This window comes from Arthrobacter sp. H-02-3 (genome assembly GCF_003097355.1).
Lineage (GTDB): Bacteria > Actinomycetota > Actinomycetes > Actinomycetales > Micrococcaceae > Arthrobacter > Arthrobacter humicola.
The window spans coordinates 147102-171569 of sequence record NZ_PYUI01000009.1; the positions used below are offsets into that span (position 1 = coordinate 147102).

The following is a 24468-nucleotide window of genomic DNA, read 5'->3' on the forward strand; positions in this document are numbered from 1 at the left end:
CATGACCGCAAATACAGGACAGTCCCCGCTCGCACCCGGCTGGCTTGAGGTCCCCGCCGACCTCAACGCCCTCCACGAACCGCTGTGGGCCGGCGGCGTCGCCCGGAACGACGCCGGCGAGCTCACCATCGAGGGGCTGACGGTCAGCGAACTGCAACGCGAGTACGGGACGCCGCTGTTCGTGCTGAGCGAGACCGATTTCCGGGCCCGCGCCCGGGCGTTCAGCGACGCGTTCAACGACGCCTTCGCGGACATCTGTGGGGGAGTGGACGTCTACTACGCCGGCAAGTCCTTCCTGTGCACCTCCGTGGTCCGCTGGGTCGAGGAAGAAGGGCTGCGCCTGGACACCGCATCCGGCGGCGAACTCGCCGTCGCCGCCCGCGCCGGCATCCCGGGCGCCGACGTCGCCCTGCACGGCAATAACAAGTCCGACGGCGAAATCCACCGGGCCCTGGACATGCAACTGGGCCGGATCGTGGTGGACAGCCTCGACGAGCTCGAACGCGTCGCGGCGATCGCGGCCAACCGGGGCGACACCGCGAAGGTCATGCTCCGGCTGACCCCCGGAGTGCACGCCCACACGCACGAATTCATCGCCACCGCCCACGAGGACCAGAAATTCGGTCTCTCCATGGCGCCGGACTCCACCGACCAGGCCGGGCTGTCCGCCGCTGAGGAAGCCGTGGCCGCGGCCATTGGGCACGAGAGCATCGAGCTGCTGGGCCTGCACTGCCATATCGGCTCCCAGATCTTCGAACCCGACGGCTTCGCCCTCGCCGCCGAAAAGCTCCTGGACTTCCTGGCCGCAATGCAGGTCAAGTACTCCATCGTGCTGCCCGAGCTGGACCTCGGAGGCGGCTACGGCATCGCTTACACCCCCGTTGACACGCCCCGCCCGGCCGCTGAGATCGCGCAGGCGATGGCCGCCGTCGTCCGTTCCAAGTGCGCCGCGCTGGGTATTTCCGCCCCCCGGATCTCGATCGAACCGGGCCGGGCAATAGTCGGCAGCACGACGTTCACGCTGTACGAGATCGGCACGCTCAAGACCGTCCGTGTGGACGCCCCGGGTTCCGAAGCCGGGGGAGTCGGCAACGACGTTACGTACCCCCGCCGGTATGTGTCGGTGGACGGCGGGATGAGCGACAACCCTCGCCCGGTGCTGTATGACGCGGATTATTCGGCAATTCTCGCCTCGCGGAGCTCCGACGCGGCCCCGCAGCTGTCCCGAGTAGTGGGCAAACATTGCGAGAGCGGCGACATAGTTGTTAGAGATGTATATCTGCCCGAGGACGTGGCAGCCGGTGATCTGCTTGCTGTACCGGGGACCGGCGCCTACTGCTGGGCCCTGTCAAGCAACTACAACTATCTGGCCCGGCCGGGCGTTGTCGCTGTCAGCGACGGATCTGCCCGGCTGATTGTCCGCGGGGAAACCGAAGAAGATCTGCTCAACCGCGACATGGGAGTCTGAATGACCGAATTGCGAACCCTGAAAGTGGCCCTGCTGGGCTGTGGCAACGTCGGGGCTCAGGTTGCGCGGATTCTCATTGACGACGCCGACGCCCTCGCGGCGCGCACAGGCGCCCGCCTCGAACTGGGCGGCATCGCTGTGCGCAACCTCGACGCCGAACGCGACGTCGATCTGCCCCAGGAGCTGTTCACCACCGACGCCGAAACCCTCGTCAAGGACGCCGACCTCGTGATCGAGCTCATGGGCGGGATTGAGCCGGCCCGGACCCTGATCCTGACGGCCATGCGGCACGGGGCCTGCGTGGTCACCGGCAACAAGGCGCTCCTGGCCCAAGACGGTCCCACGCTCTACGAGGAAGCGGACAAGGCCGGCGTGCAGCTCTCCTACGAGGCCGCCGTCGCCGGTGCCATTCCCATCCTGCGGCCCATCCGGGACAGCCTGTCCGGCGACCGGATCACCCGGGTGCTCGGGATCGTCAACGGCACCACTAACTTCATCCTCGACCAGATGGACTCCACCGGCGCGCAGTTCGCCGACGCCCTGGCCGAAGCCCAGCGACTGGGCTACGCGGAAGCCGACCCCACCGCCGACATCGAGGGCTACGACGCCGCCGCCAAGGCAGCGATCCTTGCCTCACTGTCCTTCCACACCCGGTTCGCCCTGGAAGACGTCTCCTGCGAGGGCATCACGGCCGTCAGCGCGGCGGACATCGCCGCCGCGAAGGAGGCCGGCTTTGTCATCAAGCTGCTCGCGATTGCGGAGAAGCTGACGGACGAGGACGGCAAGACCGGCGTCTCCGTCCGCGTGCACCCGACGCTGTTGCCCCGCGAACACCCCCTGGCCGCTGTCCGCGGTGCGTTCAACGCCGTCTTCATCGAAGCCGAGAACGCCGGCGAACTCATGTTCTACGGACAGGGCGCCGGCGGAACCCCGACGGCGTCCGCCGTGCTGGGCGACCTCGTCTCCGCGGCCCGCCGCATTGTCCTGGGTGGCCCGGGCCGGACCGAAACCACCACCGGGCACGTGCCTGCACTGCCCATCGATGCAGCCATCACGAGCTACTACATCGGACTCGACGTCGCGGACCAGCCCGGCGTCCTGGCCCGGATCGCCCAGCTCTTCGCGGAGCACGGCGTGTCCATCGAAATCATGCGGCAGACCATCCACCGCGACGCCGATTCCAACGTGGAGTCTGCCGAGCTGCGGATCGTGACACACCGTGCACGCGAAGCCGCACTTGCAGCAACCGTCGAGGCCGTCAAGCGCCTGGACGTCATCAATTCCGTCACATCCGTACTGCGGGTAGAAGGGGTCTAAGTGGCTCACCAATGGCGCGGTGTTATCCGCGAATACGCTGATCGTCTTCCTGTCACGGAAGCCACTAAGGTCATCACCCTGGGCGAGGGCGGCACCCCGCTCGTGCACGCCCGCCACCTCTCCGAGCTGACCGGCAGCACCGTCTACCTCAAGGTCGAGGGCATGAACCCGACCGGTTCCTTCAAGGACCGCGGCATGACCATGGCCATGACGGCAGCCGTGGCGGCCGGCGCCAAGGCCGTGGTCTGCGCCTCCACCGGCAACACCTCAGCTTCCGCCGCGGCCTACGCGACGGCGGCCGGGCTGCAGTGCGCGGTGCTGGTCCCGGAGGGCAAGATCTCGATGGGCAAGCTCAGCCAGGCGATCGCGCACGGGGCCACGCTGCTGCAGGTGGACGGCAACTTCGACAACTGCCTCGACATCGCCCGCAAGCTCGGCGAGTCCTACCCGGTGTTCCTGGTCAACTCCGTCAACCCGGCCCGGATCGAGGGCCAGAAGACCGGCGCCTTTGAAGTTGTCGATTCCCTCGGCGACGCCCCGGACTACCACGTGCTTCCGGTGGGCAACGCCGGCAACATCAGCGCGTACTGGAAGGGCTACAAGGAGTACGCCGCGGCGTACGAGTCGCCGACGGCCGGCTCGCTTCCCGCCGTCGCCACGAAGACCCCGGTCATGTGGGGCTTCCAGGCTGCCGGGGCTGCCCCGTTCGTGGCCGGCCACCCGATCACCGAACCCGATACCATCGCCACCGCCATCCGGATCGGCAACCCGGCCTCCTGGGACACCGCCGTGGCGGCCCGGGATGAATCCGGCGGCGTGATCGAGGCCGTCACGGACGAGGAAATCCTCTCCGCGCACCGCTGGCTCTCCGCCCGGGAAGGCGTCTTCGTGGAGCCCGGCTCCGCTGCGGGCGTCGCCGGCCTGATCAAGAAGCACGCGGCCGGGGAGGTTCCGGCCGGCAAGACGATCGTGATCACGGTGACCGGTCACGGGCTCAAAGACCCGCAATGGGCTCTGCGGACCGAGGACGGCAGCGATGTGCAGCCGGTCAAGGTCTCCAACGACGTCGTCACGGTCGCCGCAGCTCTGGGACTGGAAGAAAAATAGCGTTGGAAACCACCCTCACCGTCCCGGCCGAATCAGCGGCAGGCACTCCCGCCGTTCCGGCAGGCCAGCTTGTCACCGTGCGGGTGCCTGCCACCAGCGCCAACCTGGGCCCGGGATACGACAGCCTCGGCCTGGCGCTGACGCTGCATGACACGCTCACCGTGGAAACCCTGGCCAGCGGTGAACTTGAATTCGAGCTCAGCGGAGAGGGTGCCGAGTCGCTGCCCCGCGACGCCACGCACCTCGTGGTCAAGGCCCTCACCGAGGCGCTGCACCGCCTCGGTTTCCGGCACGAAGGCCTGCGGATCACGGCGGACAACGTCAACCCGCACGGGCGCGGCCTGGGGTCCTCGGCCTCGGCCGTCGTGGCCGCCGTCAGTGCCGCGAATGCCCTGGTTCCGGAGGCGTCCCGGCGCGGCCGCGACTGGATTCTGCAGCTTACGAGCGAAATGGAAGGCCACCCGGACAACGTCGCACCCGCCATTTTCGGCGGACTGGCGCTGTCATGGCAGGACAGTGACCAGTACAGCAGCACGTGCGCTGCCGTGGCCCCCTCGGTGATTCCCGTCGTCGCCGTTCCGGACTACGAGCTCTCCACCGAAGCCGCGCGGGCGCTTCTGCCGGCCTCGGTGGGCCACCACGCCGCGGCCATGAACTCCGGCCGCGCCGCCCTGCTGATCCACGCACTGACCGCCAAGCCGGAATTCCTGCTGCCGGGCACCGAGGATTACCTGCACCAGAGCTACCGTGCCGAAGCCATGCGGCCCAGCGCCGAGCTGATTGCCGTGCTGCGGCGGGCAGGGCACGCCGCCGTCGTCTCCGGTGCCGGGCCCACCGTGCTGGTCCTGGCCAACGGGGAAGCCGAAGCCCGCGAGGTTGTCGACTTCATCGGCGCCCACACGGCGGACAACACGCCGGAAGTGGGCTGGCGGGTGATGAAACTGGCCGTGGACGTTGAAGGTGCTAAAGTGGAAGTGCACCGGCGGTAAATACGCAGGCGGTAAATTAGTAACCGTTCTAAGACCGCGATGTTGGCCACGTAGCCTCTCTCATCTTTCACTGCGCAATATTTTCCGGTGCCACCTGCTTTCGGTCTGACGCAGGAATCAGCAGAATTGCTCTGCCCCCTGAAATCGTCAGCCCGCCGTTCCTCATTTCTCGGATCGTGCATGGTGAAGCAGTATCCGGCCCTGCTGGCCGAAATCCATCCGGCAAGGCCGAAATCACGGCTGCAGATCTGAACTGCAGCCCAGATCAAATCACCGCGTCCAGCTCTTAGCCTGGACGCCGTCGAGGGGGAAGGATCCTTCGTGACCGAAACCACTGAGCTGTCTCCGGCTGTGGATACATCTTCTGCTGCCGGATCAACGGCAGCACCCGCCAAGAGCAGCGGCCTTGCAGGCCTTAAGCTCGCCCAGCTCCAGGCCCTCGCCAGCCAGCTGGGGATTTCCGGCGGATCCCGCATGCGCAAGGGCGATCTGGTCACGGCCATTTCCGCCCACCGCGCAGGCACCCCGGTCAGCAAGGCTCCGGCCCGTGCTGCTGAAAAGGCGACCGACAACGGCACCGTTTCGCAGGCAGCTGCACCGGTAACCGTGCCCGCCGCCGGCAACGAGGCCGCCGCCCAGGAAAGCCCGGCCCAGGAAAGCCCCCGGGCCCGCCGCGGCCGCAGCCGCCGTGCAGGCAGCGACGGCGTCGTCACGACGGCCGCCGCAGAGGCACCCGCCGCGGCTCCGGCAGAAGCCCCTGCGGTTTCCACCGAACCCGGCGCAGCCGAAAGCACCACTGCCGGAATTCGCGCAGCCGAAACCGGCCCGACCGTTTCCGCAACGGAAGGCAGCGACCGCACGCGGCAGCCGCGCACCCGCAACCGCCGCCGCGGCGAAGCCGCGGCCCAGGTCACCGAGGCCGCCGGCCAGAACGCCGGCGAAGTCCAGGCCGAACAGCCCGCAGCCGAGCAGCGTGAACAGCGTGAACAGCGCACTGAACAGCGTGAACAGCGCACTGAACAGCGTGAACAGCGCCAGGCCGAGCCTGGCAGTGAAGACGGCCAGCGCCGCGACACCACCCGCACCCGTGGCGAAGCCGCCGGCACCCGCGACACCACCCGCGACAGCGAAGAAACCGACGGCGGAAGCCGCCGGAACCGCCGCAACCGACGTGACCGCAACGACCGCGGTGACCGCCAGGGCCAGCAGGACAGCCGCGACAACTCCTCGCGCAACGACCGCTTCCGCGACCGCAACGACCGCCGCCGCGGGCGTGCGCAGGGACCGGACGTCGACGACGTCGAGGTCACGGAGGACGACGTCCTCCTGCCGGTCGCCGGCATCCTCGACGTGCTCGAGAACTACGCGTTCATCCGCACGTCCGGCTACCTGCCGGGCCCGAACGACGTGTACGTCTCGCTCGCCCAGGTCAAGAAGTACAACCTGCGCAAGGGCGACGCCGTCGTCGGTGCCATCCGTGCCCCGCGCGAAGGCGAGGACCGCAGCCAGCAGTCCGCCCGCCAGAAGTTCAACGCGCTGGTCCGCGTCACCTCGGTCAACGGCAAGACCCCCGAGGAACTCAAGGACCGCGTCGAATTCGCGAAGCTCGTCCCGCTGTACCCCTCCGAGCGCCTGCGCCTCGAGACGGACCCGAAGAAGATCGGCCCCCGTGTCATCGACCTCGTGGCCCCGATCGGCAAGGGCCAGCGCGGCCTGATCGTTTCGCCGCCGAAGGCCGGCAAGACGCTCATCCTGCAGTCCATCGCCAACGCGATCACCACCAACAATCCTGAGGTCCACCTCATGATGGTGCTCGTTGACGAACGCCCCGAAGAAGTCACGGACATGCAGCGCACCGTCAAGGGTGAGGTCATTGCCTCCACCTTCGACCGTCCCGCCGACGACCACACCACCGTGGCCGAACTCTCCATCGAACGCGCCAAGCGCCTCGTGGAAATGGGCATGGACGTCGTGGTGCTCCTGGACTCCATGACCCGTCTGGGCCGCGCCTACAACCTGGCAGCACCGGCCTCCGGCCGCATCCTGTCCGGCGGCGTGGACTCCGCAGCGCTGTACCCGCCGAAGCGTTTCTTCGGTGCAGCCCGCAACATCGAAAACGGCGGCTCGCTCACCATCCTGGCCACCGCTCTCGTCGAGACCGGCTCCAAGATGGACGAGGTCATCTTCGAAGAGTTCAAGGGCACCGGCAACATGGAACTGCGCCTGTCCCGCCAGCTGGCTGACAAGCGCATCTTCCCGGCCGTGGACGTCAACGCGTCCGGTACCCGCCGCGAAGAGAACCTGCTTTCCCCCGAGGAAGTCAAGATCATGTGGAAGCTGCGCCGCGTCCTCTCCGGACTCGAAACGCAGCAGAGCCTTGAGCTGCTGACCAACAAGATCCGGGAGACCCAGAGCAACGTCGAGTTCCTCATGCAGGTGCAGAAGACGACGCTTGGTGCGAAGTCCGATAACGACAAGTAGTTGACGTAGGGGCGGGGAGTGGATTCCTCGCGTGGTTCGCCGCGCGGGTTTTCCGCCCCCGCCCCTTCGCGTGGAGGCTCGATCCTGCGGATCTGAGCCTCCACGCTTCGGCAGGCCCGATGCCACTCCCGGGGCGGAAAACCCGCGCGGCGCAGGGGCCGATGCGCCCGCTCACTGTGGCGGCAAAACCGAACGGCTTCGCTGTTTGCCCACCTTCGCTGTCGCGTTACTAGACTTGAGAGAGTCGAAAGAGGTTTTGAAAATGTTTGAGTCCGTACAGGGCCTGTTGGATGAGCATGACGCTATCCAGGCCCAGCTTGGGGATCCTGCTGTCTATGCTGACCAGCGGCTGGCCCGGAAACTGGGGCGGCGTTCTGCTCAGCTGAACGGCATTGTGGAGGCCTACCACCGCTGGGAGGGCATCCGCGACGACCTGGCCGCTGCCAAGGAAATGGCGGACGAGGACCCCGAGTTCGCCGCTGAGGTACCCGAGCTGGAGGCTGCGCTGGAGACGGCTGCGGCCAAACTGCGCCGGCTGCTGATCCCGCGCGACCCGGACGATGCCCGCAACGTGATCCTTGAGGTCAAGGGCGGCGAAGGCGGCGACGAGGCTGCCCTGTTCGCCGCGGACCTCCTGCGGATGTACAGCCGCTATGCGGAATCCCGCGGCTGGAAGACCGAGATCATCTCCGCCACGGAATCGGACCTTGGCGGCTACAAGGACGTCCAGATGGCCGTCAAGGGCAACTCGAACGACCCCGCAGAGGGCGTGTACGCGCGGCTAAAGTTCGAAGGCGGCGTCCACCGGGTCCAGCGCGTCCCCGTGACCGAGTCCCAGGGCCGCATCCACACCTCGGCCGCCGGCGTGCTGGTGCTCCCCGAAGTGGACGAGCCCGAGGAACTCGAGATCAACCAGAACGACCTCAAGATCGACGTCTACCGGTCCTCCGGTCCCGGCGGGCAGTCCGTGAACACCACCGACTCGGCCGTGCGCATCACCCACCTTCCCACCGGCATCGTCGTGGCCATGCAGAACGAGAAGTCGCAGCTGCAAAACCGCGAAGCCGGCATGCGCGTGCTGCGCGCCCGCATCCTGGCGCACCAGCAGGAGCTGATCGACGCCGAGAACTCGGCCCAGCGCAAGTCGCAGATCCGCACCATGGACCGCTCCGAGCGCATCCGCACCTATAACTACCCGGAAAACCGGATCGCGGACCACCGCACCGGCTACAAGGCCTACAACCTGGATCAGGTCATGAACGGTGACCTGGAACCGGTCATTCAGTCGGCCATCGAACTGGACGAGCAGTCCAGGCTCGACGCCATCGGCGAATAGGCCCCGGGCCACCACGTGATGACAGCAGGCAATGGTCCCAGCCTTGCGGAGGCCGTCCGCGAGGCGACCGAGGTCCTGGCCGCGGCCGGCGTGCCCAGCCCGCGCGTTGACGCCGAGCTCCTGGCCGAGCACCTGCTCGGCGTCGGGCTCGGCCGCCTGCGCGCACTGATGCTCGGCGACGCCCCGGCACCGGAGGGGTATGCCGACCTCGTCGCCGAACGGGCGCAACGGATACCGCTGCAGCACATCACCGGCGTGGCGCACTTCCGCTACCTCGAACTCGCCGTCGGCCCCGGCGTCTTCATTCCGCGGCCGGAAACCGAATCCGTGGTGCAACTGGTGATTGACCGGCTGCAGGGCGTGGCGCACCCCAAAGTGGTGGACCTGGGCACCGGATCCGGCGCGATCGCAGGCTCGATCGCGCACGAGATCCCCGGCGCCGAGGTCCATGCGGTGGAATACAGCGTCTTCGCCCACGCCTGGGCGGCGAAAAACTTGGCTCCCCTTGGTGTCCACCTCGTCCGCGGTGACCTGCGCGACGCGCTGCCGGAACACAACGGCACGTTCGACGTCGTTGTCTCCAACCCGCCCTACATTCCCGCTGAAGCGATCCCGAACGAACCGGAAGTGGCGCTGCACGACCCGCCCGAGGCGCTGTACGGCGGGGGAGCGGACGGCATGGAACTTCCGACGGCGGCGGCCGCCTCGGCTGCCCGGCTGCTGGTCCCCGGCGGCTACTTCGTGATGGAGCACGCTGAAGTGCAGTCGGAATGGATCGCCGGGATGCTCACCCGCACCGGGAAATGGTCCGAGGTGACGACGCACCGGGACCTCAATGGCAAGGACCGTGCGACCAGTGCTGTGCTGACAGTGTCAGATCTGACAGCGTCGGCGGACACCGTCCGAATCGTGTGACAAGTGATGAAAGAATAGGCCAGTGACGACTAGCTACGATTGCACGGCAGCTGAGCAGCGCGCCGCAGGACTCGAACATGCCCAGCGGGCCATCCGTGAGAACAAGTGCGTGGTCTTCCCCACGGACACGGTCTATGGCATTGCCGCCGACGCCTTTTCACCCCTGGCCGTGACCCTGCTGCTCGCGTCCAAGGGCCGGAGCCGGAAGATGCCGCCGCCCGTGCTGATCCCCAGGCTCAATGCCCTGGACGGTCTGGCCACGGAAGTTCCCGCTGAGGCGCGGCGGTTGGCCGAGACCTTCTGGCCCGGCGGCCTGACCCTGATCCTGCATGCCCAGCCGTCGCTGGACTGGGATCTCGGCGAGACCAAGGGGACTGTGGCCCTGCGGATCCCGGCTGACGAGATCGCGCAGGACCTCCTGACGCTTACCGGACCCCTTGCCGTGTCCTCCGCCAACCGCACAGGGCACGCGGCGGCGCAGACCGCCGCGGACGCCGAAGCCCAGCTGGCCGAATCCGTGGAGGTCTACCTTGAGGGCGGCCCGCGGCCCGCCGGCGGCGCCGAGGCCCTCGCCTCGACCATCGTGGACGCGACCGCCCTGCCCTTGCGCGTGGTCCGCCAGGGAGCCATCAGCCTCGAACGCCTGCGCGCCGTGGTTCCGGACCTCGTGGACGTCGACGGCAACGCCCCGGAAGCTGCTGCACCGGTGGACGGCTCCGAGGCTGCGGCGCCTGTGGACGCCGACGCCGTTGCAGCCGAGGCAGCTGTCCCTGAGTCCGGCGACGCGCCGGGCGCGGGATCCGGCTCCGCATGACGCTGGAGCGCCAGCACGTCCCCTTCCTCGACGTCGAGGCGACCCCCCTCACGGTCTCAGAGCTGACCGCTGTCCTGAGCTCTTACGTCGCCGAGGGCAGCACCCGCATTGTGGTGGGACACAACCTGCACAGCGTGACGCTGCTGCACTCCGATCCCGCCTTCCGGTCGTTCTACCAGCGCAGCGACGTGGTGCTGATCGACGGCGCCCCGGTGTTGTGGCTCTGGGCCAAGACCGGCGAAGACGACGACGGCCGGGGCCCGGTGATGGACTACCGTCTGGGGTCCACCGACTGGATTCCCGCCCTCGGCAACGTCGCGGGCCTCGAGCGGATTGCCGTGATCGGCGCAGGCGCCGTGGCCAACGCCGGCGCCGTGGCCAGGCTGCGGGAAATCGTTCCCGGCGCGCGCGTCGACGGCATGCCCGGCGAAGGTTGGAATCGGGACCTTGAGGAAAGTGCCATTGAATGGCTCTCCCGGCTTCGTCCGCAGCTTGTGCTCCTGGGCCTGGGCATGCCGCTGCAGGAACAAGTCCTGGCCCGGCGGCGTGCCATGCTTCCGCCGGCCGTCTACTGCGCCGTCGGCGGTGCCATTGAACAGATTGCCGGTGTCCAGAAGCTGGCGCCGCGCTGGATCGGGCGGCTCGGGCTCGAATGGGCCTGGCGGCTCATGCTCCACCCGCAGCGGGTGGCCTACCGGGTGTTCGGCGAACCCTGGGTGCTGCTCGGCCTGCTGCTGCGCCGGCGACTGCGCCGGCATCCTTAGCCCGGCGTCCTTAGCACGGCCGTAGCGCCGGCGGACCCGGCAACGGCAACGGTCAGAACTTCTGGTCCTCCAGCGGACCGAAGCCCTTGCCACGGAGCCCAGTGGAAAAGGCGCGGAACCAGTCGGCGAGGCCGCGGACGTCGCCTCTGCGCAGGAAGTAGCCGAGGTAGCCGCCCACGTCGGCGATGAAGGACTTGACCCGGAAATGGCGGCGGATCATGTACCCGCGGTTCCGGTAGTAGAAGTAGCGCTTGAAGGCGGAGTCCGGAACGATCACGTGCCACCGGGCACCAAAGACGTGCTTGGTTTCGGAGAACGCGTGCGGGTGGGTGATGGCGGCGGTGGTGACCGTGCCGAAGCGGATCCCGGCCTTCCGAAGCCTGAGCGTGAAGTCCACCTCGTCGCCGCGGATGAACAGGCGCATGTCCGGCAGGCCCACCTTGAAGAAGACATCGGAACGGATCAGGGCGCCGTTGAAGAAGTGCCCGTCGCCGGGCAGGAACCCGACCTTCTCCACCTCCGCGCGCTCGTGCGTGACCTTGCCGTTGAGGCGGAAGAAGAAGGACAGCCGGTCCGGGTGGCCGGGGGCCACCACGAGCGGCACCACGGCGTCCAGGTCCCGGGCCTGCGCTTCGCGGAGCAGCGTGGCGAGGCATTCCGGGTCCGCGGGCTCGGCGTCGTCGTCCATCATCCAGATCCAGTCAGCCCCGCTGGCCACGGCCTTGAGGATGGCCAGCGAAAAACCGCCGGCGCCGCCGAGGTTCGCCTCGGACCGGACGTAGTCCACGTTGGCGTGCCGGCCCGCGACGTCCTTCGAGGGCACGGTGCCGCTGTCGACGAGGCAAATGGAGCGCACCGGGGCGGTCTGGCTGTTGATGGCATCCAGCAGGACTGCCAGCTCCCTGGGACGGTCAAACGTCACGGCAGCGACTGCAACCGAGGGGGTCATCGCGGGGTCCTTTCAGCACGACCGTCAGTGGTTTTCCCGCCGGCGGAGGGCCGTGTGACGCGAAGACAGGTGGCCGTTGGCATTAGTATCTTGACTAGAGTCCACTGTAATACAGCCCTGTCAGGCACTACGCACTGCCTGCCCTGCGCACGGCGACGGAGAAGTTTCATTTTTCGAACGACAGTTCCACGGCAATTGAATCCACCCCATATCTGCAGCTCACCGGTGCCTCCGGTGCTGCGGAGCATGCCGCCGTGTCATGCCTTCTCCTGTGATTGTGCCGATGGCTCAGGACTGGTGGTCTTCCCGTGATCATGTATCTGCTCATGATGCTGACGGCAGCGATCGTGAGCTACGCGGCCACATGGGGTGCCCGGCTTGTGGGCAACAAACTGGAACTGTATTCACCGATCCGCAGCCGCGACATGCACTCCAGGCCGATTTCCAGGCTCGGCGGCCTGGGCATCTTCGCAGGAGTCCTGGTGGCCCTGGTCACGGCGAGCACATCGTTCTTCGTCAAGGACATTTTCCGCAACAACACGGCGCCCTGGGGGATCCTCGCCGGGGCCACCGTGATCGTGCTGGTCGGCGTCGCGGATGATCTGCTGGATCTGCGATGGTGGGTCAAACTGATCGGCCAAAGCGCCGCGGCGCTGGTCGTGGCCATCTGGGGAGTCCGCATGACGATCATCCCGTTCATCCCGGAACCGTTCGTGATTCAGAACGAGGCCGTGAGCATCGTCCTGACGGCCGGGCTGATAGTGACCACCATGAACGCGTTCAACTTCATCGACGGACTGGACGGCCTCGCCGCGGGAGTGGCGATCATCGGGGGAGCGGCCTTCTTCCTGACGGCCTACTGGGTCCACCGGACGGCCGTCCTGCTGGACCGCTCGGACCTGGCCACCCTCCTGACGGCCATTGTGGTGGGCAGCTGCGTCGGCTTCCTGCCGCATAACTGGTTTCCCTCGAAGATCTTCATGGGTGATTCCGGGGCCATGCTGATCGGCCTGCTCATGGCATCGGCAGGCGTCGTGTCCACCGGTCAGATCAGCTCCGGGCTCTACGACCGGGCCAACGGCATTCCCACGATCATCCCGATCCTCCTGCCGTTCGCCGTGCTGTTCCTGCCGCTCCTGGACCTGTGCCTGGCCGTCGTGCGGCGGACCGCGCTGGGCCGCTCGCCGTGGTCGGCGGACCGAGGGCACCTGCACCACAAACTTCTCGACATCGGCTACTCCCACCGCAGCGCCGTGGTGCTGATGTACCTGTGGACCTGCATCCTGGCGTTCGGCGGCCTCGCGTTCGCGATCTTCCCGTGGCACATAGTGCTCGCCGTCGATCTGGCCGCCGCCGCCGTCCTGGCCGTGGTGACCGCCTGGCCGTACTTGCGGCAGCGGGGGCCGGGGCAGATCGCCGGCACGCCGGAATAGACTGTGACGCTTGGCTCACAGGAAATTTTCAGAATAATTTCTATCTAATGTAGAATTCAGTGGCGGTGCTTCGCCGCCCACCAAGACCTGTACTACGCACGCGACGATTGGGATCTGATGACCTCCAACGCCGAACCGGAACCCGCTTCCGGCAACGGACCCGTTGGTGTCTCCGGCCCCACAAAATCCCTGTGGCTGAGACTGCTGGCCATGAGTTCGGCTGCGTCCGCCGCCGCCCTGCTGCTGACCGGCGTCACCGCCTTCTTCTTCAACGGCGCCGTGGGATTCTGGTCCTCCCTCTTCGGGGGAGCCCTGGTGATGGCGTTCTTCGCCATCAGCCTCGCGGTAGGCCACTTCGTCGGCCGCAACAACCCCTCCGGAGCGATCGGACTGTTCGTCGCGACGTATTTCGTCAAGGTCGTCGGCTTTGCCGTGGTCCTCTTCGTCATCGGAGCTCCGGCCTGGCTGCACGGCCGCTGGTTCCTGATCGGCGCCGTCGTGACCGTGGTGTTCTGGCAGGCGGCCGAGATCTACGGTTTCAGCAGGGCCAGGCTCCAGATTTACAACGATCCCGAACCCCGAAAAGGCGGCACCGATGTTTAGCCGCAAAACCGGCCGCAAGCCGCTTGCCGGACCCTCTCATAAGGTCGCCAAAACACCCAAAACCACGGCCGGTGCCCCCGGTGTATCCACGGACGGCAGCGACGGCGGATACAACGCCGGAATCGCCGTCTTTAGCTACATTGTTGGCGGAATCATCGTCTGGAGTTTGATAGGGTGGGGACTGGATAATCTGTGGGGAACCCGCTGGATTGTGCTCGCAGGCGCTCTGCTTGGAGCTGCGGGAGGGTTCTATCTTTCTCATATGCACGGCCTCACCAGTAACAGAACTTCAGCTGATGACGGCAATGCTGCACGTGGCCCGTCCCAGGACGAGGAACAGTAATGCCAAATAATTTCACAGGGGGAGAGGCGGGCAGCAATGTCGCCGGTCCCCGCCCAACGCCCAATGATGGACACTGCAGAGAGGAAACGCGTTGATCGCGCTTGCGCTCCCGGCCCAAGATTCTGGAACCTTCACGCCTCCTGGAATTGAAGAACTTCACCTGCCGGCTATCATCCCGTGGGGTGCTGCCGAAGGATTTTCCAAGCAGATGCTGCTGGTAATCCTGTCGGTTGTCATTATCGCTACATTCTTTGTGATCGCTGCGCGGAAGCAGCAGCTCGTTCCCGGCAAGCTGCAGTTCGCAGGCGAGGCCGCCTACAGCTTCGTCCGCAACGGCATCGCCAAGGACATCATCGGCGGCAGGGACTTCATGAAGTATGTCCCGCTGCTGTTCAGCTTGTTCTTCTTCATCCTCGTCAACAACATCTACGGCGCAATCCCCGTGATCCAGCTTCCGACCTTCTCGCACGTCGGCGGCGCCTACGTGCTGGCAGCGATCGTGTACATCACCTGGATCGCCGTCGGCATCAAGAAGAGCGGCCTGAAGTACTTCAAGCTGGCCACGGTTCCGTCCGGCGTCCCGTGGTACATCCTCCCGATCGTCGTCCCGATCGAGATCATCTCCAACTTCCTGGTCCGCCCGGTCACGCACAGCCTCCGTCTGTTCGCCACCATGCTGGCCGGCCACTTGATCATGATGATCTCCGGTGCGGGCATTGAGTTCCTGGTAATGCAGGAAAATGTCCTCCTCAAGGGCGCGTCCGTACTCGTCCTTGGCGGTGCCATCGCCATGTACATGCTCGAAGCGCTGATCATGGTGCTGCAGGCCTACGTCTTCACGCTGCTGACCGCGATCTACATCGAAGGCGCGCTGCACGCCGACAGCCACTAGGCACAGCGCCGCAGGGCAAACGCCGAAAGGCGCAGCGCCAGCGGCACAAAAAGACTTCCCCTCACGGGGATGAAGCAACCCAAACAACCTGCCACATGGGTGGCATCTTGAAAGGAAGAAAAATGGAAGGCTCCATCAACGGCTCCCTCAACCTCATCGGCTACGGCCTCTCCGCCATCGGCGGTGGTATCGGTGTGGGTCTCGTGTTCGCCGCCTACATCAACGGTGTGGCACGTCAGCCGGAAGCCCAGCGCGTCCTGCAGCCGATCGCGTTCCTCGGCCTCGCGCTGACTGAAGCCCTCGCCATCCTTGGCCTGGTCTTCGCGTTCGTTCTCAAGTAAACAGAACAAACCGAACATCCAGAACCGAGTAGATAAGGACGGGTGAAATATGCATCAAGCGATCATCTCAGCCGCCACCGAAGGCGGTACGAACCCCCTCGTTCCCAATCCTTGGGAGATGCTTGTCGTCTTCGCCGGCTTTGCTGTCCTCATGTACATCGTGGTCAAGTACGTTGTCCCGATGTTCGAGAAGACCTTTGCAGAGCGGGCCGAGGCCATCGAGGGTGGCATCGCCAAGGCCGAAAAGGCCCAGGCCGAGGCCTCCGCAGCACTCGAAGAGTACAAGCAGCAGCTCACGGATGCCCGCACCGAAGCCAACCGCATCCGTGAGGAAGCACGCGCCGAGGGTGCCCAGATCCTGGCCGAGCTGAAGGAGAAGGCGGCAGCCGAGTCTGCCCGCATCACCGCACAGGCTCACACGCAGATCGAATCCGAGCGCCAGGCGGCCGTTGTGTCCCTCCGCGCGGAGGTCGGCACGCTGGCCACGACGCTGGCGAGCCGCATCGTCGGCGAGGCCCTGAGCGACGACGCACGGTCGGCCCGAGTGGTGGACCGCTTCCTGGCAGATCTGGAGAACCAGAACGCGGGTGTAGCTAAGTAATGGCAGGTGTATCGAGCGAATCGCTGGCCGCTGCGCTGGCGGCCCTGGAAGCCAAGCTTCCCTCCGCGTCGCTGCAGTTGGCAGAGGAACTCTTCGGCATCCTGGGCACGGTGGACAGCTCGGCTGGCTTGCGCCGCGCCCTGACTGACCCGTCCCGCAGCGGTGACGAAAAGTCGGCGCTGGTCAAGCAGCTCTTCGGCGGGAAAGTTTCCGCCGACGCTGTTGAGATCGCGGGCGGACTGGCCAGCTCCCGCTGGGCATCGGCACGGGATATCGGCGATGCACTCGAGACTCTTGCCGCTTCGGTGGTCATCGCTGTTGCCGAGAACAAGTCGGCAGTCTCTGCCTCCGGACTCACCGGACTGGAATCGCTGGAGAACGATCTGTTCGCCTTCAACCAATCCGTCGAGTCCAGCCACGAGGTCCAGCGCGCTCTGTCCGAGCCGCAGGCCAGCCCGGCCGCCAAGGTGTCCCTCGCCGAGAAGCTCGTACCTGGTGCGAGCAAGGAAGCGAAGGTCCTGATCGGACAGGCCGTCACGGCTCCGCGTGGTCTCAAGGTCACCAGGCTCGTTGGCCGCTTCGCCGAGCTTGCCGCCAAGCGCCAGCAGCGCTGGATTGCAACGGTCAGCGTCACCCGTCCGCTGACGGAGACCCAGACCAGTCGCCTGCAGGTGGGGCTGAACGCCCTCTACGGGCGCGAGCTCAAGATCAACATGAACGTTGACCCGGCACTCATCGGCGGGATCCGGATCCAGGTGGGGGATGAAGTGGTTGACGCTTCCGTCCTCGGCCGATTGGGTGAACTCCAGCGTCAGCTTGCTTAGCTAGCCGGACAAGCACAACCTAACGACAAGAAACCCCGGTCATCGTGAGCAACGATGATCACGAAAACAGGAGAGCAGGGACTGCAGATGGCCGAATTGACCATCAACGCCGACGACGTCCGTATTGCGTTGAACGAGTTCGCGGCGTCCTACGAACCCGGAAACGCAGAGCGCGTAGAGGTCGGCCGTGTAACAACCGCAGGTGACGGCATCGCCCGTGTTGAGGGCCTTCCCTCGGTCATGGCGAACGAGCTGCTTCGCTTCGAAGACGGCACCCTGGGCCTGGCCCAGAACCTCGACGTCCGCGAGATCGGCGTCATCGTCCTCGGTGACTTCACCGGAATCGAAGAAGGCCAGGAAGTGCACCGCACCGGACAGGTTCTGTCTGTGCCGGTCGGCGACGCCTTCCTCGGCCGCGTGGTTGACCCGCTGGGCCAGCCCATCGATGACCTCGGCGAGATCAAGGCCGAGACCACCCGTGCCCTGGAACTCCAGGCGCCCGGCGTGACCCAGCGTAAGTCGGTTCACGAGCCGATGCAGACCGGCCTGAAGGCCATCGACGCGATGATCCCGATTGGCCGCGGCCAGCGTCAGCTCATCATCGGTGACCGCCAGACCGGCAAGTCGGCAATCGCGATCGACACGATCATCAACCAGAAGGCCAACTGGGCTTCCGGCGATGTCACCAAGCAGGTCCGCTGCATCTACGTCGCCATCGGTCAGAAGGCGTCCACGATCGCGGCCGTCCGTCAGACCCTTGAGGACAACGGCGCCCTGGAATACACCACGATCGTGGCTTCCCCCGCGTCCGACCCCGCAGGCTTCAAGTACCTGGCACCGTACGCCGGCTCGGCAATCGGCCAGCACTGGATGTACGGCGGCAAGCACGTCCTCATCGTGTTCGATGACCTGTCCAAGCAGGCCGAGGCCTACCGTGCAGTGTCACTGCTGCTGCGCCGCCCGCCGGGACGCGAAGCCTACCCGGGCGACGTCTTCTACTTGCACTCCCGTCTGCTGGAGCGTTGTGCCAAGCTCTCCGACGAGCTCGGTGCAGGCTCGATGACCGGCCTGCCGCTGATCGAGACCAAGGCGAACGACGTTTCCGCCTACATCCCGACCAACGTAATCTCCATCACCGATGGCCAGATCTTCCTGCAGTCGGACCTCTTCAACGCCAACCAGCGCCCCGCTGTCGACGTCGGTGTGTCCGTCTCCCGCGTCGGTGGCGCCGCCCAGGTCAAGTCCATGAAGAAGGTCTCCGGTACCTTGAAGCTGGAACTGGCCCAGTACCGCGACATGCAGGCCTTCGCCATGTTTGCCTCGGACCTCGACGCAGCATCGCGCCAGCAGCTGACCCGCGGTGCACGCCTGATGGAACTGCTCAAGCAGGGCCAGTACTCGCCGTTCCCGGTCGAGAACCAGGTCGTCTCCATCTGGGCCGGCACCAACGGCTACCTCGACGACGTTCCGGTTGAAGACATCAACCGCTTCGAGACCGAGTTCCTGGAGCACCTCAAGCACAAGTCCTCCATCCTGACGACCCTGGCTCAGACCAACGTCATGGACGATGACACCGCAGAAGCACTGAAGACCGCGATCGTGGACTTCAAGAAGGGCTTCTTCGGCGAGGGAGACAACCTCCTGGTCGGTGCGGGGCACGAGGAGCACGCCCCCATCGGCGAGGATCAGGTCGACCAGGAAAAAATCGTCAAGCAGAAGCGCTAGTTTCGCTGGCAGGGACTGCCGGGACCCGCACGGGTTCCGGCAGTCCCGGCCATCGGGATCTTAGGAAAGGATAAGTATGGGAGCCCAGATCCGGGTCTACCGCCAGAAGATCAGCTCGACGACGTCGATGCGCAAGATCTTCAAGGCGATGGAACTGATCGCTACCTCGCGCATCGGCAAGGCCCGCGCACGCGTAGCAGCTTCACTGCCTTACGCAAACGCGATCACGCGTGCCGTTTCTGCTGTCGCAAGCCAGAGCGAAATTGACCACCCGCTGGTCACCGAGCCGGCGCAGATCCGCCGGGCCGCCGTCCTGGTTATTACCTCGGACCGTGGCCTCGCAGGATCATACTCGGCGAGCGTCCTCAAGCAGGCCGAAGGCCTCAACGAGCTGCTCCACGAGGAAGGCAAGGAAGTCAAGACATTCCTGGTCGGCCGCAAGGGGCAGGCGTACTTCGACTTCCGGAACCGTCCGTACCACCGCGTATGGACCGGCAACACGGATGCACCGGAGTTCGCGACCGCTCGGGAAGTCAGCGAAGCACTGCTGGCTGACTTCGCCGCCGCCTACGAAGAGGGCGGCGTCGACGAAATCCACGTCGTCTACACCCGCTTCAAGTCGATGGTGACCCAGGAGCCGACGGTCGTCCGTCTGCTGCCGCTCGAAGTTGTCGAAGAGACGGCCGCGTCCGAATCGGACCTGCTGCCCCTCTACGAGTTCGAGCCGGAAACGGAGCAGGTTCTCGATGCCCTGCTGCCGCGCTACATCGAATCACGTATCTTCGCCGCCATGTTGCAGGCAGCAGCTTCCGAGCTCGCAGCCCGCCAGCGGGCGATGAAGTCTGCCGGCGACAATGCGACGGACCTCATCAAGAAGTACACGCGTCTGCGCAACACTGCCCGCCAGGCTGAAATTACGCAGGAGCTTTCCGAAATCGTGGCCGGTGCCGACGCGTTGAACGCGTCCTAGCCAGCCCGGGTCCGGATCCAGCTGTACCTGCACCAAAAGATAAACTTAACCCCACGCCATCTACTGAGTGAAGTGAGAGAGATGACTGCCACTGCTACCGAACACGTAGCCGCAACGTCCGGTGCTACCGGCCGTATTGCACGTGTTATTGGCCCGGTTGTCGACGTCGAATTCCCGGCTGACGCAATCCCCTCGATTTACCACGCACTCACCACCGAGATCACTCTCAACGGTGAGACCAAGACCATCACCTTTGAGGTTGCCCTGCACCTGGGCGACAACCTCATCCGTGCCATCTCCCTCCAGGCCACCGACGGACTTGTCCGCGGTACCAGCGTGGTGGACACCGGTGCCCCGATCTCCGTGCCCGTGGGCGACGGCGTCAAGGGACACATCTTCAACGTGCTGGGCCAGCCCCTCGACGTTGCCGAGTCCGAACTCCAGATCACCGAACGTTGGCCGATCCACCGCAAGGCTCCCGCCTTCGCGACCCTGGAAGGCTCCACGGAGATGCTGGAAACCGGCATCAAGGTGATCGACCTCCTCACCCCGTACATCAAGGGTGGCAAGATCGGTCTGTTCGGTGGCGCCGGCGTCGGCAAGACCGTGCTGATCCAGGAAATGATCACCCGTGTTGCCCGCAACTTCGGTGGCACCTCGGTGTTCGCCGGTGTCGGCGAGCGTACCCGTGAAGGTAACGACCTCTGGGTCGAAATGGAAGAGGCAGGCGTCCTCAAGGACACCGCCCTTGTATTCGGCCAGATGGACGAGCCGCCGGGAACGCGTCTGCGCGTGGCACTGTCCGCCCTGACCATGGCGGAGTACTTCCGCGATGTGCAGAACCAGGACGTGCTGCTCTTCATCGACAACATCTTCCGCTTCACCCAGGCAGGTTCCGAGGTCTCCACCCTCCTCGGCCGCATGCCCTCGGCCGTGGGCTACCAGCCCAACCTGGCTGACGAGATGGGTCTCCTCCAGGAGCGCATCACGTCCACCAAGGGCCACTCCATCACCTCGATGCAGGCCATCTACGTTCCCGCAGATGACTACACCGACCCGGCTCCGGCCACGACCTTCGCACACCTCGACGCGACCACGGAACTTTCCCGTGAAATCGCCTCCCGTGGTCTGTACCCGGCCGTTGACCCGCTGACGTCGACCTCCCGCATCCTGGATCCGCAGTACATCGGCCACGACCACTACAACACGGCCGTCCGCGTCAAGCAGATCCTTCAGAAGAACAAGGAACTTCAGGACATCATCGCCATCCTCGGCGTTGACGAACTCTCTGAAGAAGACAAGATTGTTGTCTCGCGTGCACGCCGCATCCAGCAGTTCCTCTCACAGAACACCTACACCGCCAAGCAGTTCACCGGCGTCGAAGGCTCCACCGTGTCCATCAAGGACACCGTTGAAGGCTTCACCGCAATCTGCGACGGCGACCTCGACCACGTAGCAGAGCAGGCGTTCTTCAACGTCGGCGGCCTGGACGACGTCGAGCGCCAGTGGGCCAAGATCCAGGAACAGACCAAGTAATATGGCTGAGCTTGAGGTTGAGATTGTCGCAGCGGACCACTTCGTGTGGTCCGGAGCGGCCAAGATGGTCAAGGCCCGCACCAGCGATGGTGAAATCGGAATCCTGCCCGGCCACTCGCCCCTGCTGGCGATTCTGGCCGAAGGTGAGCTGGCAATCGAGCCGGTGTCCGGTGACCGCATCTCTGTAGTTGTTGACGGCGGGTTCTTCTCCGTCGACAACAACAGGGTGGTCATTGTTGCTGACAACGCCCAAATGGGCGAAGCGGCTACTGCGGGGATCCGCTAGCACGACCTTGATGAACGATATTGGTTTGCCGTTCATCGTCCTGGCAACTGCGTTTGCGTTGCTGGTCTTTGCACTGTGTCTTTCGGGGGTGCGCCGCTTCAATCTGCGGCGTGCCCTCGGCACGGTGGACGCCTCCATCTGCACGGCTGGAAAAAGCTGGCAGATGGGGGTTTGTCGTTATCAGGACAACGAGCTCGAGTGGTTCCGGCTGGTCTCACTGAGTGTCCGTCCCAAGCACACCTTCCGGCGCAGCTCCCTGGAGCTGCTGGGCCGGCGCAAGCCCACCGAATCAGAGCTCCTCAAGGTCCAGCCTGACGCCGTGATCGTGGAGCTTCGCTACGAAGGCCAGGAGGTCCTTCTTGCGATGCGGTTCGACGCCTACACGGGATTGTCTTCCTGGCTTGAGGCCGGACCGGTCATCGGCGTCGGCACCTGGCGCTAGCGCCTGTGGACGCATCATGGCTGGGCGTCTGGAAGCAGGGCGTGCGCCGGACGCTGGCGCATTTCCGGGCTGTACCGTTCACTCTGACAGTCCTCACGGCCTTCCTTGCCATCGGGGCGTTCACGGGCAGTTTCCTGTCCGGGCCGCCGCACGCGTTGCTGCCCATTGCTTCCGTCAGCGCCCCGGGCCTGAAAGCAGGGCACTGGTGGTCGCTGTTCACCTCCCTGTTCTTCGCCACCAATCTGCTGGCCTACCTCGCTGCGTCGCTCATGATCCTGCTGCTGCTGGGCCTCGCCGAGCGGCATCTGGGCACGCTCCGGACGGCCGTGTTCTTCTTCGTGGGCCAGTTCGCGGCTGTGACCCTGTTCCTGCTGATCACGCAGCTTGCCCGGTACCTCGGCGACGGCTGGCTGGGCCTCATGGTCAGCGCCCGGCTGATCGGCCCCTACGCGGCCGTCCTTGCCGTCGTCCTGGCGGCCAGCGCGCTTCTGCCGACGCTATGGCAACGACGCCTGCGGACCGCCGTCGTGTCCGTCTCCCTACTACTGGTGCTTTACGTGGGCCATGCGGAGACTGTGGTGGGGCTCTGCGGGGCACTCGCCGGCCTGGCCGCGGGCTGGTGGATCCAGGGCGACCGGGGCACCCTGCACCGCCACCGATCAACGGGACGGGAAACGCGGAACCTGCTGGCCCTCACGGTGACCATCTTCGCGGTGGGACCGATCCTTACTGCCGTTGTCAGCAGTCCCACCGGGCCCCTTGCCTTGTTGCGCGACGTCGTGCGGAACCCTTTGCCCACGCTGAGCCAGCTGGAGGAAAACTGCGGCGGTACCGTTGACGTCAACTGCCTGGAGGCCGGCCGTGCCGGTTTCGCCGGTCCGCTCGGGCTCGCGCTGGCGGTTGTCCCGGTGGTCCTCCTGCTGATCTGCGCGGACGGCATGCGGCAGGGCCGCCGGCTTGCCCTGCGGATCGCCATCATTGTCCAGCTGGGGGTGACGGCCCTGGCCGCCGTGTACCTCGCCCTGTTCGCCCGCATTCCGCACTATCCCAACCGGCCCCGCCCGGCCGTGATGGGCTCAGGCTTCGTCCACGTCCTCCCGCTCGTGGCCGTTCCGCTGCTGGTCGTGGTGCTGCTCTGGTTCAACCGGCGGCAATTCAGGGTGGAGACGGCTCCGCAGGCGCGGCGGACCCTGGCCCTTGTGGTCGGCGGCACGTGGCTGGCGCTCACCGGCGCCTACACGGGGGCGTGGCTGGTGGCCGGCGGGATGGACCGCGACGGCGGACCGCTGGGCCTGGTGGCGGAACTGGCCCGGCAGTACCTGCCGCTGCCCATTCCCGGCGCCTACAGCCGGCTGTTCCAGAACCGCAATGCCGTCGAGGCCTTCTTGTTTGCCTATGCCGGCATCATCTTCTGGGGCGTCGCCCTGGCCGCGGTCTGGCTGGTCCTGCGGCGGCGGCTTCACGGTACCGGGATGAACAGTACCGACGTCGGTTCCTGGGACCGGGACACGGCCCGTGAGCTCATCCGCCAGGGCGGCGACTCGCTGTCCTGGATGGCGCTCTGGGAACCGAACAAATACTGGTTCACGCCGGACCGTCGCGGCGGGATCGCCTATCAGCAGCACGGCAACGTTGCCCTGACGCTGGCCGGACCGTTCGGACCCGCGGCGCTCCATCAGGAGACCGCGGCCGGCTTCATGCGTTACTGCGCCGAGAACGCCCTGATCCCGTGCTTCTACTCCTGCACCGACGGACTCTGGCCGATGCTGAGTGCGCGGGGCTTCCGCAGGGTGGCCGTGGCCCAGGAAACCAGGCTTGCGGTGCGCGAACTCGAGTTCAAGGGCAAGCAATGGCAAAACGTCCGCACAGCCCTGAACCGTGCCGCGAAGACCGGCGTCCGGGCCGTCTGGGGCCGCTACAACGGGTTTCCGACCCCGCTGCGCGCCCAGCTCAGCGAGGTCTCCGAAGAATGGGCGGCTCAAAAGCACGTCCCCGAAATGGGTTTCACGCTCGGCAGCATGGACGAGCTCGACGACGACGAGGTGCTCTGCTGCCTGGCCGTGGACGCCGCGGGACGGGTGCACGGCGTCACCAGCTGGCTGCCGGTGTTCGAGGACGGGCGGATCGTGAGCTGGACCCTGGACTTCATGCGCCGGCGCGGTGACGCTTTCCCCGGCGTCATGGAGTTCCTCATCGCCTCCGCCGTCCAGGAGCTCAAGCGCACCGTGGAGGTCATCTCCCTGTCCGGCTCACCGCTGGCCAAGGACCGCTCCGGAGACGATGCGGGGGAGCGCGAAGGCGACGACGGCGGGGGTGCCTTGGGCGGTGGCCC

23 protein-coding genes are annotated in these 24468 nt (G+C 65.8%); 22 read left to right on the plus strand and 1 reads right to left on the minus strand.

Features of this window, described 5'->3' with window-relative positions; translation table 11 throughout:
• Position 1 precedes the first annotated feature (1 nt).
• The 9 genes from lysA (at position 2) to C9424_RS11140 (ending at position 11191) form a co-directional block, all read left to right on the plus strand.
• The gene (lysA, locus tag C9424_RS11100; protein ID WP_116766899.1) at positions 2 to 1468 is read left to right on the plus strand and encodes a diaminopimelate decarboxylase; all 1467 of its coding nucleotides are present in this window, start codon (positions 2 to 4) and stop codon (positions 1466 to 1468) included.
• On the plus strand, positions 1469 to 2785 hold the full coding sequence (locus C9424_RS11105; RefSeq protein ID WP_116766900.1) for a homoserine dehydrogenase: 1317 nt from the start codon (positions 1469 to 1471) through the stop codon (positions 2783 to 2785).
• The gene (gene thrC / locus C9424_RS11110) at positions 2786 to 3892 is read left to right on the plus strand and encodes a threonine synthase (protein WP_091256688.1); all 1107 of its coding nucleotides are present in this window, start codon (positions 2786 to 2788) and stop codon (positions 3890 to 3892) included.
• A 2-nt stretch (positions 3893 to 3894) separates the two neighbouring features.
• Positions 3895 to 4881 carry a homoserine kinase gene (thrB, locus tag C9424_RS11115; RefSeq protein WP_116766901.1) on the plus strand — a complete coding sequence of 329 codons (987 nt, stop codon included), beginning with the start codon at positions 3895 to 3897 and terminating at the stop codon, positions 4879 to 4881.
• Between the two features lie 321 nt (positions 4882 to 5202).
• Positions 5203 to 7362 carry a transcription termination factor Rho gene (gene rho, locus C9424_RS11120; RefSeq protein WP_116766902.1) on the plus strand — a complete coding sequence of 720 codons (2160 nt, stop codon included), beginning with the start codon at positions 5203 to 5205 and terminating at the stop codon, positions 7360 to 7362.
• Between the two features lie 262 nt (positions 7363 to 7624).
• Positions 7625 to 8698: a peptide chain release factor 1 gene (gene prfA, locus C9424_RS11125; RefSeq protein ID WP_091256683.1), complete on the plus strand. Its 1074-nt coding sequence runs from the start codon at positions 7625 to 7627 to the stop codon at positions 8696 to 8698.
• Between the two features lie 18 nt (positions 8699 to 8716).
• The gene (gene prmC / locus C9424_RS11130) at positions 8717 to 9613 is read left to right on the plus strand and encodes a peptide chain release factor N(5)-glutamine methyltransferase (protein WP_116766903.1); all 897 of its coding nucleotides are present in this window, start codon (positions 8717 to 8719) and stop codon (positions 9611 to 9613) included.
• A gap of 22 nt (positions 9614 to 9635) precedes the next feature.
• On the plus strand, positions 9636 to 10427 hold the full coding sequence (locus C9424_RS11135; protein WP_116766904.1) for an L-threonylcarbamoyladenylate synthase: 792 nt from the start codon (positions 9636 to 9638) through the stop codon (positions 10425 to 10427).
• Positions 10424 to 11191 carry a WecB/TagA/CpsF family glycosyltransferase gene (locus tag C9424_RS11140; protein WP_116766905.1) on the plus strand — a complete coding sequence of 256 codons (768 nt, stop codon included), beginning with the start codon at positions 10424 to 10426 and terminating at the stop codon, positions 11189 to 11191. The genes C9424_RS11135 and C9424_RS11140 overlap by 4 nt, the downstream gene beginning before the upstream one ends.
• A 52-nt stretch (positions 11192 to 11243) precedes the next feature.
• On the opposite strand, the gene C9424_RS11145 is transcribed toward C9424_RS11140, so the two are convergent.
• The gene (locus tag C9424_RS11145) at positions 11244 to 12140 is read right to left on the minus strand and encodes a glycosyltransferase (protein ID WP_116766906.1); all 897 of its coding nucleotides are present in this window, start codon (positions 12138 to 12140) and stop codon (positions 11244 to 11246) included.
• Between the two features lie 308 nt (positions 12141 to 12448).
• Here C9424_RS11145 and C9424_RS11150 point away from each other — a divergent pair, with 308 nt between their 5' ends.
• The 13 genes from C9424_RS11150 to C9424_RS11210 all read left to right on the plus strand — a co-directional run.
• Positions 12449 to 13573 (plus strand): MraY family glycosyltransferase, encoded by a 1125-nt coding sequence (locus C9424_RS11150; protein WP_116766907.1) that lies wholly within the window; start codon positions 12449 to 12451, stop codon positions 13571 to 13573.
• A gap of 117 nt (positions 13574 to 13690) precedes the next feature.
• Positions 13691 to 14176, plus strand: coding sequence for a hypothetical protein (locus C9424_RS11155; RefSeq protein WP_116766908.1), 486 nt, complete (start codon positions 13691 to 13693; stop codon positions 14174 to 14176).
• Positions 14169 to 14519, plus strand: a complete 351-nt coding sequence (locus tag C9424_RS11160; RefSeq protein ID WP_116766909.1) for a hypothetical protein — start codon at positions 14169 to 14171, stop codon at positions 14517 to 14519. The genes C9424_RS11155 and C9424_RS11160 overlap by 8 nt, the downstream gene beginning before the upstream one ends.
• 91 nt (positions 14520 to 14610) lie before the next feature.
• Positions 14611 to 15411, plus strand: a complete 801-nt coding sequence (gene atpB, locus C9424_RS11165) for a F0F1 ATP synthase subunit A (protein ID WP_116766910.1) — start codon at positions 14611 to 14613, stop codon at positions 15409 to 15411.
• A 122-nt stretch (positions 15412 to 15533) separates the two neighbouring features.
• Positions 15534 to 15752, plus strand: a complete 219-nt coding sequence (atpE, locus tag C9424_RS11170) for an ATP synthase F0 subunit C (protein WP_003804776.1) — start codon at positions 15534 to 15536, stop codon at positions 15750 to 15752.
• Between the two features lie 49 nt (positions 15753 to 15801).
• Positions 15802 to 16353: a F0F1 ATP synthase subunit B gene (locus C9424_RS11175; RefSeq protein WP_116766911.1), complete on the plus strand. Its 552-nt coding sequence runs from the start codon at positions 15802 to 15804 to the stop codon at positions 16351 to 16353.
• Positions 16353 to 17177: a F0F1 ATP synthase subunit delta gene (locus C9424_RS11180; RefSeq protein ID WP_116766912.1), complete on the plus strand. Its 825-nt coding sequence runs from the start codon at positions 16353 to 16355 to the stop codon at positions 17175 to 17177. The genes C9424_RS11175 and C9424_RS11180 overlap by 1 nt, the downstream gene beginning before the upstream one ends.
• Positions 17178 to 17264: 87 nt before the next feature.
• Positions 17265 to 18902, plus strand: coding sequence for a F0F1 ATP synthase subunit alpha (gene atpA, locus C9424_RS11185; RefSeq protein WP_091253590.1), 1638 nt, complete (start codon positions 17265 to 17267; stop codon positions 18900 to 18902).
• Between the two features lie 76 nt (positions 18903 to 18978).
• Complete coding sequence (locus tag C9424_RS11190; protein WP_091253400.1) at positions 18979 to 19872, plus strand: F0F1 ATP synthase subunit gamma; 894 nt, start codon at positions 18979 to 18981, stop codon at positions 19870 to 19872.
• Between the two features lie 81 nt (positions 19873 to 19953).
• Positions 19954 to 21408: a F0F1 ATP synthase subunit beta gene (atpD, locus tag C9424_RS11195; RefSeq protein ID WP_091253402.1), complete on the plus strand. Its 1455-nt coding sequence runs from the start codon at positions 19954 to 19956 to the stop codon at positions 21406 to 21408.
• A 1-nt stretch (position 21409) separates the two neighbouring features.
• A complete protein-coding gene (locus C9424_RS11200; protein WP_091253404.1) occupies positions 21410 to 21694 on the plus strand; it encodes a F0F1 ATP synthase subunit epsilon in 285 nt (94 codons plus the stop codon).
• A gap of 10 nt (positions 21695 to 21704) precedes the next feature.
• Positions 21705 to 22136 (plus strand): DUF2550 domain-containing protein, encoded by a 432-nt coding sequence (locus C9424_RS11205; RefSeq protein ID WP_091253406.1) that lies wholly within the window; start codon positions 21705 to 21707, stop codon positions 22134 to 22136.
• Between the two features lie 5 nt (positions 22137 to 22141).
• Positions 22142 to 24468 (plus strand): bifunctional lysylphosphatidylglycerol flippase/synthetase MprF (locus tag C9424_RS11210; RefSeq protein WP_237563407.1); only part of this gene is annotated, 2327 nt, incomplete at its 3' end.

Coding starts and splice junctions, on each gene's coding strand:
- C9424_RS11145 (WP_116766906.1), bottom strand. CDS start 12,140: ATGACCCCCTCGGTTGCAGTCGCTGCCGTGACGTTTGACCGTCCCAGG.
- C9424_RS11200 (WP_091253404.1), top strand. CDS start 21,410: ATGGCTGAGCTTGAGGTTGAGATTGTCGCAGCGGACCACTTCGTGTGG.
- C9424_RS11140 (WP_116766905.1), top strand. CDS start 10,424: ATGACGCTGGAGCGCCAGCACGTCCCCTTCCTCGACGTCGAGGCGACC.
- lysA (WP_116766899.1), top strand. CDS start 2: ATGACCGCAAATACAGGACAGTCCCCGCTCGCACCCGGCTGGCTTGAG.
- prmC (WP_116766903.1), top strand. CDS start 8,717: ATGACAGCAGGCAATGGTCCCAGCCTTGCGGAGGCCGTCCGCGAGGCG.
- C9424_RS11155 (WP_116766908.1), top strand. CDS start 13,691: ATGACCTCCAACGCCGAACCGGAACCCGCTTCCGGCAACGGACCCGTT.
- C9424_RS11160 (WP_116766909.1), top strand. CDS start 14,169: ATGTTTAGCCGCAAAACCGGCCGCAAGCCGCTTGCCGGACCCTCTCAT.
- C9424_RS11180 (WP_116766912.1), top strand. CDS start 16,353: ATGGCAGGTGTATCGAGCGAATCGCTGGCCGCTGCGCTGGCGGCCCTG.
- C9424_RS11105 (WP_116766900.1), top strand. CDS start 1,469: ATGACCGAATTGCGAACCCTGAAAGTGGCCCTGCTGGGCTGTGGCAAC.
- C9424_RS11190 (WP_091253400.1), top strand. CDS start 18,979: ATGGGAGCCCAGATCCGGGTCTACCGCCAGAAGATCAGCTCGACGACG.
- atpA (WP_091253590.1), top strand. CDS start 17,265: ATGGCCGAATTGACCATCAACGCCGACGACGTCCGTATTGCGTTGAAC.
- atpD (WP_091253402.1), top strand. CDS start 19,954: ATGACTGCCACTGCTACCGAACACGTAGCCGCAACGTCCGGTGCTACC.
- prfA (WP_091256683.1), top strand. CDS start 7,625: ATGTTTGAGTCCGTACAGGGCCTGTTGGATGAGCATGACGCTATCCAG.
- C9424_RS11205 (WP_091253406.1), top strand. CDS start 21,705: ATGAACGATATTGGTTTGCCGTTCATCGTCCTGGCAACTGCGTTTGCG.
- C9424_RS11175 (WP_116766911.1), top strand. CDS start 15,802: ATGCATCAAGCGATCATCTCAGCCGCCACCGAAGGCGGTACGAACCCC.
- atpE (WP_003804776.1), top strand. CDS start 15,534: ATGGAAGGCTCCATCAACGGCTCCCTCAACCTCATCGGCTACGGCCTC.